The following is a 16066-nucleotide window of genomic DNA, read 5'->3' on the forward strand; positions in this document are numbered from 1 at the left end:
TTGGAGGCCCATAATGTCAAATCGATATTTAGATCCTAATTTAAAGGTTTTTTCTCTTAATTCGAATCCCGGATTAGCAGAAGAAATTGCTAAAGAGATTGGCGTTGAATTAGGAAAATGCACAGTGTCGCAATTTAGCGATGGTGAAGTACAAATCAATATTGAAGAAAGTATTCGCGGATGTGATGTTTATGTCATTCAATCAACAAGTCAGCCTGTAAATGAACATCTAATGGAGCTGCTAATTATGATTGATGCGCTGAAAAGAGCGTCTGCTAAGACCATTAATATTGTTATGCCTTATTATGGTTACGCGCGTCAAGATAGAAAAGCAAGAGCACGTGAACCTATTACAGCCAAGCTTGTAGCTAATTTATTGGAAACAGCAGGGGCATCACGTGTCATTACACTTGATCTTCATGCTCCTCAAATTCAAGGATTCTTTGATATTCTGATTGATCACTTAATGGGTGTGCCAATTCTTGCGGATTATTTCCAACAGAAGAATTTGGAGGATATCGTTATTGTATCTCCGGATCATGGCGGAGTAACAAGAGCCCGTAAAATGGCTGATCGCTTAAAAGCACCTATTGCTATTATTGATAAACGCCGTCCAAGACCAAATGTTGCAGAAGTAATGAATATTGTTGGCAACATTGAAGGAAAAACAGCTATCTTAATTGATGATATTATTGATACTGCCGGTACGATTACACTCGCTGCCAATGCGTTGATTGCAAATGGAGCAAAAGAAGTATATGCCTGCTGTACACATCCAGTACTATCAGGTCCGGCAATTGAAAGAATTCAAAGCTCCAAAATTAAAGAACTGGCTGTTACAAACACCATTGCACTACCAGAAGAAAAAAGAATTGATAAGATCGTAAATCTATCAGTGGCTTCTTTAATTGGAGAGGCAATTATCCGTGTTCATGAGGAACAATCAGTAAGTACATTATTCGATTGATCAGAAGTCTGCCATAAGGCAGACTTCTTTTAGTTATCATTCAATGTAACTTACCCATAGTGATAAGTGAATTGTTTCGAATTCAGGAGATTAGGGAATATGAAAGGGTGATATTTAAAATAGATTAGGATGGTGAAGCAAAATGGTTACAACTTTAACAGTAAGTGAACGAACAGATTTGAAAAACTCATCTTTAAGAAAATTAAGATCAGAAGGTAATTTCCCTGCAGTTGTATATGGGAAGGAAAAAGAAGCGAAGACAATATTTGTAGAAGAAAGTAGTTTTTTAAAGGCGATTAAAGAAAGTGGACGCAATGGCGTACTATCGCTTGAGATAAATGGAAGTAAGGAAAAGGTAATGCTTACAGAGTATCAACAAGATCCTATAAAAGGGAATATTGTGCACGCTGACTTTTTAATCGTGAATATGTCGCAGGAAATGGATGTAGAGGTGCGAATTGATCTTGTTGGACAGGCAGAAGGAGTGAAATCCGGAGGTATGCTGCAACAAACTCTGCACACAGTAACAGTATCCTCTAAGCCTGATGATATTCCAGGCTCAATCGAATATGACGTTTCTGATTTAAAAATTGGTGATTCCATTATCATCGCTGATTTAAATGTAGATGGTTCTTATACCATTTCACAGGATGAAGATGAAGTCGTTGCATCCATCCTTCCTCCTACAGTTGAAATGGATGATGATGCTGTAGAAAAAGAAAGTGCTGAGACAACGAATAATAAAGAAGACTAAGTTTATACTGATGAGCAATATAGGTTGTGAAATAAGAAGGTTGTTGAGAATTGTCGATTCTCAGCAGCCTTTTTTATCATGACAAAAAAGAGAAGAGGACATGCTAAAAAAATCACAAATTTTTGTTATCCTTATTTTCCTTTGAGGATGAAACAGTATAAAATGTTAAGAGGAAACTAATTAGTTTGATATTCACAAGGATGTGTAAAGGTATGAAGTTGATTGTAGGTCTTGGAAACCCAGGATCACAGTATGAGCGAACACGTCATAATATCGGGTTTTTAATCATTGATTATTTGGCTGAACGCTGGAATATTAAAATGAATCAAAGTAAATATAATGGCTTATATGGAACAGGAACCGTTAATGGAGAAAAGGTCGTTTTATTAAAGCCATTGACATATATGAATCTTTCGGGGGAAGCCATTGCTCCGTTAGCCCGTTTTTATAAAATAGGTCTGGATGATATTGCAGTCATCTATGATGATCTTGATTTACCAAGGGGTAAAGTTCGACTCAGACAAAAGGGAAGCGCCGGCGGTCATAATGGGATGAAATCAACCATCCAGCATTTGGGCGGAGATAGTTTTAACCGTATAAGAGTTGGAATTGGCAGGCCGGAAGGAAGAATTCCCGTACCCGATTACGTTTTAACCAATTTCAAGGATGATGAATGGGAAATCATGAAGGAGGCAATTGATAAATCCTTAAAAGTCTGCGATCAATGGCTTAATGAGCCATTTTTAAAGGTAATGAACTCATTTAATGGGCAATAATCATATCCATCCACTAGACTGAATAAACAATAAGATAATGGTGCATACTAGCGGTATATAATAAAGCGGAGGGTATGATATGACGCTACATTATTGCTGCAGGCACTGTGGGCACACTTTAGGTGAGATTAGCGAACAGCAGGATGAATTATATCAATCGGTTTATGATTTTCTTTCAACCGAGGAAAGAAAAGAGATTATTGAATATGGTGAGAATGGAATTATTCGCATTCGATCAATTTGTGAAAGCTGCCAGAATACGCTGGATCAAAATCCAGACTATCATTTGCTTGAACACTTAATACAATAAGACAGTGGACTGCTTTGGATGAAAATTCCAAAGCGTTTTTCTGTTTATTATTTTCACATAGCAGACCAACTATAAATATATAAATTATGTAGAAGGCTGAAGGGAGGACGGATTATATGAATAAATTGCAGCAACTACTTACAGATAACAAAGATATTCGATCCATTACAGATGGGCTACAGGAAGGTCTGAAGGAACAATTATTAGCCGGTTTAACAGGTTCTTCGCGTTCTCTCTTTATGGCAGCGCTATATGAACAAACAAATCGGCCCCTTCTAGTGGTGGTACCGAATCTTTTACATGCCCAAAAAGTATATGAAGACCTAACGTCGATTTTAAATAAAAATAAAGTATTTCTATTTCCAGCAAATGAATTGATTGCTGCTGAATTAAGTATTGCCAGTCCTGAACTACGTACACAGAGAATAGAAACACTTAATTATCTTGCAACAGAGGAAAAAGGCGGAGTTATTATTGCTCCGATTTCCGGTATTAAAAAGGTGCTTCCACCTCGTTCTGTTTGGAAGGAATCCTTGATTGAATGGAATGTGGGCGATGATCTGAATATCGAGAGCGTATTGGAGAATTTAATCTCGCTTGGATATTCGAGAACGGATATGGTATCGACTCCAGGTGAGTTTTCTCTTAGAGGCGGAATATTGGATATCTATCCTCTGACAGAAGAAAACCCTTTCCGGATTGAATTGTTTGATACAGAGATTGATTCCATTCGTATATTTTCAGCTGAAGATCAAAAATCGCTACAAAAGGTAGAAAAGGCATTTATCAGCCCGGTCAATGAAATTATTTTGAATAAGGGCAATGTGGCTAAAATAGCAGAGCATTTAGAAGCCGGCTTAAGCCAATCCTTAAAAAGAATTAAAAATGCAGATGCACAACAGCGGATGGTTCAGCAAATCGAGCATGAAATTGAAATGCTTAGAAGCGGGAATAAGTTTGACCATATCACTCAATATATGTCACTGGCCTATGATAAACAGGCTAGTTTGCTAGATTATATTCCGACAGAGAGTATCGTCATTTTTGATGAAATCAGCAGAATTCAGGAGATGGGTGAACAGCTGGATAAAGAAGAGGCTGAATATTATACAACTCTACTTGATGAGGGGAAAATTATTCATGATATTACTCTATCTCATTCACTCTCTTCACTTATGAGTCAACATAAATATCCGCATATTTATATGTCATTGTTTTTAAGGCATGTACCTCAAACAAGCCCTCAAAACATCGTAAATATCAGCTGCAAGCAAATGCAGGATTTCCATGGGCAGATGAATTTATTTAAAGCTGAGGTAGAACGCTGGAAAAAAGGAAAATACACAGTTGTTCTTATGGGTGCCGATGAGGAGCGGGTCAAGAGAATAGAGCGTATCCTAGAGGATTACGAAGTCGATGCAAGCTTTGTACAAAATAAAGATGATATTAAGATAGAATCCCTGCAAATTATGGAGGGGCAGCTACTGACTGGATTCGAGCTTCCTATGCAGAGACTAGCACTCATTACGGAGAAAGAACTGTTTAATAAGCGAACAAGAAAATCAGCCAGAAGGCAAAAAATGTCCAATGCCGAACGTATAAAAAATTATTCGGAATTGAAGCCTGGCGATTATGTTGTCCATGTAAATCACGGGATAGGGAAGTTTATTGGTATTGAAACATTAGAGATTAATGGAATTCATAAAGATTATCTTCATATTCGCTATCAGGGAACTGATAAGCTTTATGTGCCAGTAGATCAAATTGACCTGATTCAGAAATATGTTGGTTCAGAAGGTAAAGAACCTAAGATGTATAAGCTTGGCGGTAATGATTGGACACGCGTAAAAAGTAAGGTTCAATCAACGGTCCAGGATATAGCTGATGATCTAATCAAATTATATGCAGAACGAGAGACCGCGAAGGGCTATGCTTTTATGCCGGATGGAGAAATGCAGAAGGATTTCGAAGCCTCTTTTCCATATAAGGAAACAGAAGATCAGCTGAGATCTATTGTTGAAATCAAGAAGGATATGGAACGTGAACGTCCAATGGATCGTTTACTATGCGGTGATGTAGGATATGGGAAGACTGAGGTTGCCATTCGGGCAGTATTTAAAGCTGTTGCTGATGGTAAACAGGTTGCCTTTTTAGTGCCAACTACCATTCTTGCACAGCAGCACTATGAGACCATGCGTGAAAGGTTTCAGGATTTCCCAATCAACATCGGCCTTTTAAGTAGATTCAGAACAAGAAAACAGCAGAATGAAACAATTAAAGGTCTAAAAAACGGAACAGTTGATGTGGTTATTGGAACACATAGAATTTTATCTAAGGACATCGTTTATCGAGATCTTGGTTTACTTGTTGTAGATGAAGAGCAACGATTTGGTGTAACACATAAAGAAAAAATTAAACAACTAAAAACAAATGTAGATGTTCTGACTCTGACAGCTACCCCGATACCAAGAACCTTGCATATGTCCATGCTTGGTGTGAGGGATCTTTCAGTAATTGAGACACCTCCGGAAAATCGTTTCCCTGTGCAAACCTATGTAATGGAATATAATCCGATGCTAGCACGGGAGGCAATTGAGCGGGAGATGGCAAGAGGAGGACAGGTATACTATCTGTATAACCGTGTAGAAGATATTGAAAGAAGAGCTGAAGAGCTGTCGATGCTAATCCCGGATGCCAAAATCGTGACTGCGCATGGAAAAATGACAGAAAGTGAGCTTGAATCTGTCATGTACAGTTTCCTTGAGGGTGAGGCTGATGTGTTGGTAAGTACTACCATAATTGAGACTGGAGTGGATATTCCTAATGTAAATACACTCATCGTTTATGATGCAGACAGGATGGGCTTATCCCAGTTATATCAACTACGGGGAAGGGTTGGAAGATCCAATCGTGTAGCATATGCGTATTTTACTTATCGGCAGGATAAGGTATTGACAGAGGTTGCAGAAAGAAGATTGCAGGCAATAAAGGAATTTACAGAGTTGGGTTCAGGCTTTAAAATAGCAATGAGGGATCTGACCATTCGAGGTGCAGGTAATCTTTTGGGTGCGGAGCAGCATGGCTTTATCGATTCTGTTGGATTTGACCTTTATTCCCAAATGCTCAAAGAGGCAATTCAGGAACGAAAAGGGGATACCAATAAAGAAGTCCATAATCTGATTGAAATTGATCTTAAAGTAGATGCATATATTCCGGATTCTTATATTTCTGACGGCAATCAAAAAATCGAAATGTACAAACGTTTCAGAAGCATATCAACTTCTGAGGAATTGGATGAACTTCAGGAGGAAATGCTTGACCGATTTGGAGAATTTCCACAAGAAGTTACCTACCTGTTTAAAATTGCAGAAATTAAAGTTCTTGCCATTCGGGCAGGTGTAGAATTAATTAAACAAACAAAAGATGAAGTTACTATTATCACCTCTGAAAAAACAAGTAAAGAAATTGATGGACATGTATTATTCAGATCTGCTTCAAAGTTTGGTCGTATGGTCGGACTGGGTATGGAGGCTAATCGCTTGAAAATGGTTCTTTACGTAAAGAAAGTACCGGTTCAGGACTGGCTCAATGCTGCCTTTGAATTAGTTTCTGAGTTGGAACGTAACAAAAAGGTTAAAGAAAAGACTGAATAGTAAAATGTGAACTATGTGCTTTTTAAAGCAATCAAGTGTACCAATGCCCTCCTTTTTATGGTGATACATAAAGAAAAAATTTTCTTTATGTATAGAAGTTACCATTAGAAAAATACTATGTACAACATCGGCGGCATAGTCGATTTGGGCAGCAGGATGTGTCGCAAAAAATCAACCCGATGAAAGAGAGGCAACATAGAATGAAAGCAACTGGTATTGTTCGTCGTATAGATGATCTAGGACGCGTTGTTATTCCAAAAGAAATCAGAAGAACATTGAGAATCCGTGAGGGAGATCCTTTGGAAATCTTCGTTGACAGAGATGGCGAAGTAATTTTAAAAAAATATTCTCCTATCAGTGAACTTGGAGACTTCTCTAAAGAATATGCAGAGGCACTTTATGATAGCTTAGGAAACCCAGTTCTAATCTGTGACCGTGATACATTTATCGCAGTAGCAGGAAGCTCTAAAAAGGAATTCCTTAATAAAGCAATCAGTGACTCTTTAGAGAAAATTATGGAGGATCGTAACTCAGTTCTACATACTCAAAAAGGTTCTTTTTCACTTGTAGATGGCGTTGATGAAGAAGTAGCATCCTACACAGTGGCTCCAATTGTTGCAAACGGCGATCCAATCGGCGCAGTTGTGATTTTTGCTAAAGAAGCTACAGTTGGTGAAATTGAATTAAAAGCAATCGAAACAGCTGCAAGCTTCCTTGCGAAGCAAATGGAACAATAATATATTATTGTTTAACGGTTAATTGTGAAAACTCCAAGGAGTCTCCAATTAACCTTTTTTTGTCTCCTAAAAACAGGACATGACTATGAAAAAGAGGCAACCAATACTCCAAATAATGATTATTTTTGCTTATGTTATAATGTTTTGGAAATAGATAGAGAGGTGCTTTATTTGGATGAGCCGTCAGAATGATTCTTCACACAAAGTTTTAAAGGGCGCTGTTATTCTGACAGCAGCAGCTTTAATCGTAAAAATATTGAGTGCTGTATACCGAATTCCTTTTCAGAATATGGCTGGGGACACGGGTTTTTATATTTATCAACAGGTTTATCCATTTTACGGAATAGCTGTTGTTCTGGCTACTTATGGATTTCCAGTTGGTATCTCTAAGCTACTGATCGAATTTAACAGGTCTGGTAATGATAAAAAAGAAAAGAATAAAATAATAGCAGCTTCTTTTATATGGGTTGCTCTCTTCGGAATTATATTGTTTTTATTCTTGTACTTGGGAGCGGACTTGATAGCGAAGATTATGAATGATATTCAACTTGCCCCGTTAATTCGTATGGTGGCCTTTTCCTTTTTGCTAATGCCCTTCATTTCCATTGTAAGGGGTACTTATCAGGCGTCTGGAAATATGCTTCCAACTGCACTTTCCCAAACCTTTGAGCAGCTATTTAGAGTTACCTTTATTTTGATTGGTACATATTTGCTTATGAAATTCGAATATTCTTTATACACTGTTGGAAAAAGTGCGATAGCAGGGTCGTTAATTGGCGGTATTGCCGCTATGGGGGTTTTGGGACTTTATTTATGGAGAGAACGCCGTGATTATTTTCCAACCCTGATGCCAGAAAAGGAAATATTGATCAAAACGGGAGCAGTCCTTTTATTTCAGGGGTTAGCTTTTTGTTTAAGTAATATGTACTTGCTCCTTCTTCAACTAATTGATTCCTTCCAACTGTATACGAATCTCCTGTCTCAAGGGATACCTGCAGAGGAAGCGAAAGCGATGAAGGGTGTTTATGACCGAGGGCAACCGTTGATACAGGTAGGGCTTGTTGTAGCCACTTCACTTTCTTTGTCAATTGTCCCGGTATTAACCAGCTTGCAAAAAAGTAAAGCAATTGAAGAAGTAAAGAAAATGTGCCGTTTGGCTATAAAAATCAGTTCTGCTATTGGGGTTGGAGCAGCTATTGGGTTGGCTGGAATTATTCAGTCAGTAAATATTATGCTTTTTAAAGATGATGAAGGGGTTGGAGCTTTAAGCGTTCTCGCTATTTTAATATTGTTCGCATCCCTCCTGGTGACATGCTCAACTATTTTGCAAACAATGGGGTTTTGGAAAGCATCAGTTATGGTTATTCTGCTATCGGTAGGGATTAAAGTCCTTTTAAATCCTTGGTTGATTGCCGGAAGCGGAATAAAAGGGGCTGCCTACGCAAGTCTTCTTGCGCTGATGGCTGCTTGTATCCTGCTGCTTTATCTGGTAGGGAAATATATAACTAGAAGGAATATGGAATTTCATCATATAGCAAGCCTGGTGATAGCCGGAATTGTCATGTATATTGTATTAAAAGGCTATTCAGCTTTATTTTCCTTTTTTGTGGGGGAACTTGGTCAGTCAAGAATACTGGCCTCCATACATGCATTAAGTTCCGTTGCAATCGGAGGAATGATTTATCTGTATATGCTGCTTAAAATGAATCTATTTGAAAATGATGAATTGGCCCATCTACCTGGAGGACATCATTTGATAAGAATTATGAATAAAGGGAAAATCAAACGTTAGGAGAGCTGAAGTGTGACTAACCAAATCACAATTATAGGTTTAGGGGCAGGAGAGCTTGATCAAATGCCTTTGGGCATTTATAAATTACTGAAAAATACAGAGCTCGTATATGCGAGAACTATTGAACACCCGGTATTGAAAGAATTGGTGGCTGAGGGTCTGAAGGTTGAGAGCTTTGACTCCATCTATGAGGAGCATGATCAGTTCGAAGCAGTTTATGAGAAAATTGCAGAAATTCTAATTCAGAAGGCTAAGGTCCAGGATGTAATCTATAGTGTGCCGGGGCATCCGCTAATCGCTGAAAAGACTGTACAAATCTTACTTTCGGAAGGTGAAAAGAAAGGGATACCTGTACATATTAAAGGCGGCCAAAGCTTCCTCGATGCCATGTTCACATCCATTAAAGTGGATCCGGTTGAGGGTTTTCAATTTCTAGATGGTACGGACCTTTCATTGAGGGATGTCAATATCACTCAGCATATGATTGTAAGTCAGGTTTATGACGCCTTTGTTGCTTCCGAAGTGAAACTGACCTTAATGGAAAAATATCCGGATGATCATGAAGTTTATTTAGTGACCGGTGCGGGGATGAGCTCCGAATCAGTTGAACGTATGCCACTTTATGAATTGGATCGTGCCATGCAATTGAGCAATTTAACGTCAGTCTATGTACCTCCGATTCAGAAGGAAGAAAATCAATATAAGGAGTTTTGGAAGCTGAGAGAGATCATTGATAAACTCAGATCTCCGGAGGGATGCCCATGGGACAGAGAACAGACTCATGAATCGCTAAGGAAGTATTTACTGGAAGAGGCTTATGAACTGATTGATGCAATTAATGAAGGTGATATTGATCACATAATTGAAGAGCTTGGTGATGTATTACTTCAGGTGATGTTACATGCCAGAATCGGGGAAGATGAAGGGTACTTTTCCATTGATGATGTCATTCAAGGGATATCTGAAAAAATGGTGCGCAGACATCCCCATGTTTTTGGTAATGAAAGGGCAGAATCAGCAAAAGATGTAGAGGAAACCTGGCAGAGGGTTAAAAAGGAAGAAGGTTCAAATACCTCTGATTCCATTTTGAATGTCAGCACCCATTTTCCGAATCTTATACAGGCTTATGATATTCAGAAGCAAGCCTCTAAATTGGGCTTTGATTGGAATGATGTTTCACCTGCCTGGGAAAAGGTTTTTGAAGAACTTGATGAATTTAAAGCAGAGTGGAATAAGAATAAACCAGACACCCATAATATAGAATCAGAGTTTGGAGATGTTCTGTTTGCCCTTGTAAATGTGGCTAGATTGTTAAAAATCAACCCTGAAGAGGCGCTACATCGGACAAATCAAAAATTTAGAAAGAGATTTTTGTTTGTAAATGATTGCGTAAGGGAATCAGGAAAAGCATGGAGCGATTATACACTTAAAGAGCTTGATGAGTTTTGGGAACAAGCCAAAGAGTCAGGTATATAAAGGAATAAATGGAGGTTGAATACATAGTGAGATTAGATAAGTTTTTAAAGGTTTCCCGGATTATTAAAAGGAGAACAATTGCAAAAGAAGTTGCAGATCAGGGAAGAATTAAAATAAATGGTAAAGAATCCAAAGCTTCAGCCGATGTAAAGATTGGAGATATTTTGGATATCAGATTGGGGCAAAAAGTACTGACTGTCCGTGTAGATAAACTTCTGGAGACAACGAAGAAGGATGAGGCAGCAGGAATGTATACCCTCATAAAAGAAGCAAAACTATCAGAGTCGTTTTAAGCATGGTCTAATTCCTATCATCCTATCATACACTTGTACAAATGTTTGATAATGGGGGATTAGGATGAACCAATATTATGATACAAACCAAACGAGTAAATCAGCTGGACCTGATCACGATATTAGCATGAAGGGTAGAAGGCTTCTCGATATATCAGGTGTTAAGCAGGTAGAGAGCTTTGACAATGAGGAGTTCCTTCTCGAAACGGTCATGGGGTTTCTTTCGGTCAGAGGGCAAAATCTACAAATGAAAAACCTGGATGTCGATAAAGGAATTGTATCAATTAAAGGTAAAATACTTGAAATCAATTACTTGGACGAACATAGCGGGGAGAAAGCTAAAGGATTCTTTGGCAAACTGTTCAGATGAGTCTGGACACCCAGTTTGTAACCCTGTTATCCATGATTGGCATGGGTATTTACTTTGGAGCAGCATTTGATACATACAACCGCTTTTTAGTTAGAGCAAAGAGAAAAGTATGGTTTGTTTTTATTAATGACATCTTATTTTGGTGCATTCAGGCCTTGCTCATTTTCTATGTTTTATACGAATCCAATCAGGGAGAATGGCGCTTTTATATCTTATTGGCACTGCTATGCGGTTATTCCGCCTATCAAGCTCTTCTTAGAAATTCATATAAAAGATTGCTGGAAATGACTATTTATTGGGTTAATAAATTCAGTGAATTCCTTGTTAAATTGGGAGCTCTCTTATTCATTCGGCCAATAAAAGGGTTAATTGCGCTAATTATTACTGTTATATTGCTTATATTTCAAGTGTTGCTAAAGTTTGGCAATCCTCTATTATGGCTTGCCAAGTATCTTTTAAAGGCATTAATATCGATAGTAAGGGTGATTTTCTATCCCTTTACTAGTACAGCGTCATGGCTTTGGAAGACAATTCCGGGCGGTGTGCGATCACCTGTCGAAAAGTTTTTTGATAAACTAGCAGGAATTGGAAAAAAGTTGAAGAATACTATCAATAAATTATTAAAAAAATGGACAAATAAGTCTTAAAGGAGGAAAGGAAATGGGATCGCTTGATAAAAAGAAGGAAAATATCAAACAAATCGATACGCCATATGCCCAATATCAAGAGAAACGAACCCAGTCCTTTGAGAAAAAGAAATTAGGATTGACAAGAAGGCTTGTAATATTTGGGCTTTTTGCCATCATAACAACTGGGATCGTTCTTACAACACTCTTTTCTCAACATTCCGCTTTGAAGGCTAAAGAAGAACATAAAAGTGAATTGAAAGTGAAATTGTCAGATCTTCAAAAGGATGAAGCAAGATTAAAGGAAGAAATCATTAAATTGAATGATGATGAATATATAGCAAAGTTTGCGCGTAAAGAATATTTTCTATCAGATGATGGAGAAATAATATTCAATCTTCCCGAAAATGAGGGCAAGTAGATATCCCTCACGTTGACACATATTTTTTTAAGTGATTATAATATAAGGGGAAGCTATAACTTCCATTATTTTATTTTTTTAATTTCTTAAGGAGGAGCAATTTTTTTATGTCAATCGAAGTAGGCAGCAAGTTACAAGGTAAGGTAACAGGAATCACTAATTTCGGAGCATTTGTTGAGCTGCCCGAGGGTTCAACAGGACTTGTCCACATCAGTGAGGTTGCTGATAATTATGTAAAAGATATTAATGATCACCTAAAAGTGGGAGATCAAGTTGAAGTAAAAGTCATAAATGTAGAGAAAGATGGCAAAATCGGTCTTTCTATAAAAAAAGCTGTTGAGAAGAAGGAGAGCGAACAACCTGCGCAATCATCTTATCAACAACGACCTCGTTATAACAGAGGAAACGATTCACGTGGTGGAAGAAATGACTCTCGGGGAGGAAGAGGAGGACATGATTCCAGACCGCCGCGAGAAAGCTTCGAACAAAAAATGGCCCGCTTCTTGAAAGATAGTGAAGAGCGTATGTCATCTCTTAAGAGGAACACAGAATCCAAACGAGGTGGCAGAGGCGGAAGACGCGGCTAAACCTTGCTGCTGAAACAAAATGGCAATTTATATAACAGACCAACATCAGTTGTTGGTCTGTTTTTGTTTTTTACATTTGATTATCAATTGATATAGGGATTATATGGCATAGATAGGGTAGTATAATCCTGCTGTTTAAAGGATTTGACTAGAATGAGCATGTCAGTAAATGTTGTTCATTTAAAAATCAATAAAGCCATCATGTTAAAAATGTTTGATTGTTGAGTGTTCTTATAGATGGAATAGTATGAAGTGATAAATCTAGAAGAGTTATATTCTTTATAAACACAAAAAAACCAGGGATATATCCCTGGTTTTTTGTATAGATGACCCCTACGGGATTCGAACCCGTGTTACCGCCGTGAAAGGGCGGTGTCTTAACCGCTTGACCAAGGGGCCTCAAAATAGCGGCGGAGGGGATCGAACCCCCGACCTTACGGGTATGAACCGTACGCTCTAGCCAGCTGAGCTACACCGCCATAATCAAATATACTTTTAAACACAAAAATTATCTTACAATCTAGTAAATACTTTGTCAATGGTTTAAATATTTTAGCCAATAATTAGAATATTACATTTAAATAAGTATCTATTTCTTCTATCTTCTAGCCTTTCCTACAAAGTAGTTTAATAAAATATTCTCCTTTATGATTCCTTCGATAACCTTTGTGTTTTCTTCTGCCCATTCACATGGAATGCCGTCGAACACTTTATAAAAACTCATCCTCCGTTCTGACAAATTTAGGATTATATCCCCTTTATAATAAAAGACAATCACCTGTTAGGGAGTGGTAATGTGGATAAAACACAAAGTACAATGTATGGATCGGTAACGGATGTTCAATATGATGCTGGCAAATGGAATCCTACTCAGTTAGTGGACAAGTATGTAACGAAGCTAGAGGATTACTTCGTGAAACAAGGATATATATTAGTAGTTTTGGGATTTCTCCTGGGAAGGGCGCTTATCCTTTCACAGTTGGCTCCTTTTTCTCTCCCATTCTTTGCAGCAGTATACATGATGAGGCGGGAACGTTCTCCGCTTGTTATGGTCGCCTCAATAGGAGGTGCGTTAACAATCTCCTGGTCAGCAGGTTTAAGTTTATTTGCTTCATGTGCCTTATTCCTCCTCTTATATAAGCTAAGACAGCCATCAGTGGAGAATCAATTTAAAGTTGTTGGTGTATATGTTTTAATAGCCATGGGAATTGCAGGAGCAACGGAACGCTATTTGAAATATATGAAGTTTGAGATATACGATGCCATGATGATCGGTGTTGAAGCAGGTTTAGCTCTTATTCTTACCATGATTTTTATTCAATGTATCCCACTGATTGCTATGAAAAAAAGTCCACAGGGACTAAGGACAGAGGAAGTTATCAGTTTGATTATCATGCTGGCCTCTGTTATGACCGGTACGATCGGCTGGTCGATTTATCATATATCTCTTGATCATACATTGAGCAGATACTTAGTTCTCCTTTTTGCAGTCTCTGGAGGAGCCTCAATTGGATCGACAGTAGGAGTGGTAACTGGTTTAATATTCAGTCTGGCCAATCTGAGCAACCTTTTCCAGATGAGCTTATTGGCCTTCTCTGGTTTACTAGGAGGCCTTCTTAAAGAAGGGAAAAAAATAGGGGCATCATTAGGTTTAATAATTGCCACATTATTAATTGGCCTTTATGGGGAAGGGAGTCAAAATATATCAGTAACTCTATATGAATCTTTATTGGCTATTGCTTTATTTTTTATGACCCCTGCTACCCTTATTTCAAAAGTAGCCAAACATATTCCTGGAACAGCAGAGCATACGAATGAACAGCAACGTTATGTCAGGAGGGTCAGAGATGTTACTGCGCAAAGAGTGAATCAATTTTCATCTGTTTTCCAGGCTTTATCGAATAGTTTTTCACAGATGGAGGAACAAACAACGAAGGAGGTAGAAAAGGAACGTGAGTTGGATTATTTTCTTAGCAATGTGACTGAAAAAACATGCCAGACCTGTTTCAAAAAGGATCATTGCTGGGCGAAGAATTTTGATTATACGTATGGAATGATGGGAGAGTTGGTTGAGAGTTTACAGGACGAGTCCGGGCAAGTTCCGCAGGCCACGCAGAGAGAATGGAAACGGTTCTGTACAAGATATGATAAAGTGACGGAGGCGATGCTTCAGGAGATCTCTTATTACAATGCAAACCAAAAATTAAAAAAACAAGTGAGAGAAAGTAGAAAGCTCGTGGCAGATCAACTCCAGGGAGTTTCAAAGGTAATGGAGGACTTTGCTAAGGAGATTACAAAAGAACGCGAAAATCTCCATATTCATGAAGAACAATTACTGGATTCCATACGGGGGTTCGGTTTGGATATCCACCAAATAGAAATTTATTCCCTGGAACAAGGGAATGTTGATATAGATATGCAAATCCCAGATTGCGAGGGAAGTGGTGTAGGTGAGAAATTAATTGGCCCCATGCTCTCAGATATATTGGAAGAGCATATCATTGTTTACAAAGAAGAGTGCAGTTCGTTTCAGGGAGGTTTATGCCGCTTAACATTCCGTTCTGCCAAACGCTACACAGTAGAAACTGGTGTAGCCCATGCTGCAAAGGGAGGAGGGCTTGTATCAGGGGACAGTTACACCATGATTGACATCGGAAAAGGGAAGCATGCGATTGCCATTAGTGATGGCATGGGAAATGGAGAAAGGGCCCATAATGAAAGCTCAGAAACCTTAGGGCTACTGCAAAAAATACTAGAGTCTGGAATAGAGGAAAAGGTAGCTATTAAATCGATTAACTCAATTCTCTCATTGCGGACTACAGATGAAATCTTTTCAACACTTGACTTATCGATGATTGATTTGCAGGATGCGAGTGTTAAATTTTTAAAAGTGGGTTCAACTCCAAGCTTTATAAAGAGAGGGCAGCAGGTTACGAAAATCCAATCTAATAACTTGCCAATTGGTATTATCAAAGAATTTGATGTGGATGTGGTTCATGACCAATTAAAGGCCGGTGACCTTTTAATTATGATGAGTGATGGAATATTTGAGGGGCCAAAACATGTAGAAAATTATGAAGCATGGATGATTAGAAAGATTAGAGAAATCGGGACTGACAGGCCACAGGAAATAGCTGATATTATTCTCGAGGAGGTAATCAGGACAAGCTCAGGAAAAATTGAAGATGATATGACAATTGTCGTCGCACAAATCAATCATAATATTCCAAAATGGACAAGTATACCTGTCGGTGCCAAGAAGAAAAAAGCTCAATAATAATATCCTCCTAATCGTATAAAGCGC

At 38.3% G+C, this 16066-nt stretch carries 15 protein-coding genes and 2 tRNA genes; 14 read left to right on the forward strand and 3 right to left on the reverse strand.

Going from position 1 to position 16066, the window contains the following annotated elements:
* Positions 1-13: 13 nt before the first annotated feature.
* The 13 genes from AC4BHP_RS17620 (at position 14) to AC4BHP_RS17680 (ending at position 12762) form a co-directional block, all read left to right on the forward strand.
* Positions 14-967 carry a ribose-phosphate diphosphokinase gene (locus AC4BHP_RS17620; RefSeq protein ID WP_066103164.1) on the forward strand — a complete coding sequence of 318 codons (954 nt, stop codon included), beginning with the start codon at positions 14-16 and terminating at the stop codon, positions 965-967.
* 142 nt (positions 968-1109) lie between these two features.
* Entirely contained in the window at positions 1110-1721 is a 612-nt protein-coding gene (locus AC4BHP_RS17625; protein WP_066103161.1) for a 50S ribosomal protein L25/general stress protein Ctc, read from the forward strand.
* 212 nt (positions 1722-1933) lie between these two features.
* Positions 1934-2497, forward strand: a complete 564-nt coding sequence (pth, locus tag AC4BHP_RS17630) for an aminoacyl-tRNA hydrolase (protein WP_066103158.1) — start codon at positions 1934-1936, stop codon at positions 2495-2497.
* Between the two features lie 79 nt (positions 2498-2576).
* Complete coding sequence (locus AC4BHP_RS17635; protein ID WP_490553578.1) at positions 2577-2807, forward strand: anti-sigma-F factor Fin; 231 nt, start codon at positions 2577-2579, stop codon at positions 2805-2807.
* A 116-nt stretch (positions 2808-2923) separates the two neighbouring features.
* Positions 2924-6460 (forward strand): transcription-repair coupling factor, encoded by a 3537-nt coding sequence (gene mfd, locus AC4BHP_RS17640; RefSeq protein WP_066103153.1) that lies wholly within the window; start codon positions 2924-2926, stop codon positions 6458-6460.
* Between the two features lie 200 nt (positions 6461-6660).
* Positions 6661-7197, forward strand: coding sequence for a stage V sporulation protein T (spoVT, locus tag AC4BHP_RS17645; protein WP_066103150.1), 537 nt, complete (start codon positions 6661-6663; stop codon positions 7195-7197).
* A gap of 175 nt (positions 7198-7372) precedes the next feature.
* A complete protein-coding gene (locus tag AC4BHP_RS17650; protein WP_490553581.1) occupies positions 7373-8989 on the forward strand; it encodes a putative polysaccharide biosynthesis protein in 1617 nt (538 codons plus the stop codon).
* Between the two features lie 12 nt (positions 8990-9001).
* The gene (gene yabN, locus AC4BHP_RS17655) at positions 9002-10465 is read left to right on the forward strand and encodes a bifunctional methyltransferase/pyrophosphohydrolase YabN (protein ID WP_077248005.1); all 1464 of its coding nucleotides are present in this window, start codon (positions 9002-9004) and stop codon (positions 10463-10465) included.
* A gap of 26 nt (positions 10466-10491) precedes the next feature.
* Positions 10492-10758, forward strand: a complete 267-nt coding sequence (locus tag AC4BHP_RS17660; RefSeq protein WP_066103147.1) for an RNA-binding S4 domain-containing protein — start codon at positions 10492-10494, stop codon at positions 10756-10758.
* Positions 10759-10822: 64 nt separating this feature from the next.
* Positions 10823-11128 carry a sporulation protein YabP gene (yabP, locus tag AC4BHP_RS17665; protein ID WP_066103144.1) on the forward strand — a complete coding sequence of 102 codons (306 nt, stop codon included), beginning with the start codon at positions 10823-10825 and terminating at the stop codon, positions 11126-11128.
* Positions 11125-11775: a spore cortex biosynthesis protein YabQ gene (yabQ, locus tag AC4BHP_RS17670; RefSeq protein WP_151675501.1), complete on the forward strand. Its 651-nt coding sequence runs from the start codon at positions 11125-11127 to the stop codon at positions 11773-11775. Before yabP ends, yabQ begins: the two co-directional genes overlap by 4 nt.
* Positions 11776-11788: 13 nt before the next feature.
* Positions 11789-12175 (forward strand): FtsB family cell division protein, encoded by a 387-nt coding sequence (locus AC4BHP_RS17675; protein ID WP_066103137.1) that lies wholly within the window; start codon positions 11789-11791, stop codon positions 12173-12175.
* A 107-nt stretch (positions 12176-12282) separates the two neighbouring features.
* On the forward strand, positions 12283-12762 hold the full coding sequence (locus AC4BHP_RS17680; RefSeq protein WP_066103134.1) for a S1 domain-containing RNA-binding protein: 480 nt from the start codon (positions 12283-12285) through the stop codon (positions 12760-12762).
* A 327-nt stretch (positions 12763-13089) separates the two neighbouring features.
* Here AC4BHP_RS17680 and AC4BHP_RS17685 read toward each other — a convergent pair.
* The 3 genes from AC4BHP_RS17685 to AC4BHP_RS17695 form a co-directional block, all read right to left on the reverse strand.
* Positions 13090-13161: transfer RNA gene (locus AC4BHP_RS17685), tRNA-Glu, on the reverse strand.
* A gap of 6 nt (positions 13162-13167) precedes the next feature.
* Positions 13168-13241 (reverse strand) — tRNA-Met (locus AC4BHP_RS17690).
* Between the two features lie 119 nt (positions 13242-13360).
* Entirely contained in the window at positions 13361-13486 is a 126-nt protein-coding gene (locus AC4BHP_RS17695) for a hypothetical protein (protein ID WP_262366041.1), read from the reverse strand.
* 72 nt (positions 13487-13558) lie between these two features.
* Here AC4BHP_RS17695 and spoIIE point away from each other — a divergent pair, with 72 nt between their 5' ends.
* Positions 13559-16039, forward strand: a complete 2481-nt coding sequence (gene spoIIE, locus AC4BHP_RS17700) for a stage II sporulation protein E (RefSeq protein WP_066103129.1) — start codon at positions 13559-13561, stop codon at positions 16037-16039.
* Positions 16040-16066 lie beyond the last annotated feature (27 nt).

The organism is Pradoshia sp. Z4_20 (assembly GCF_058216035.1).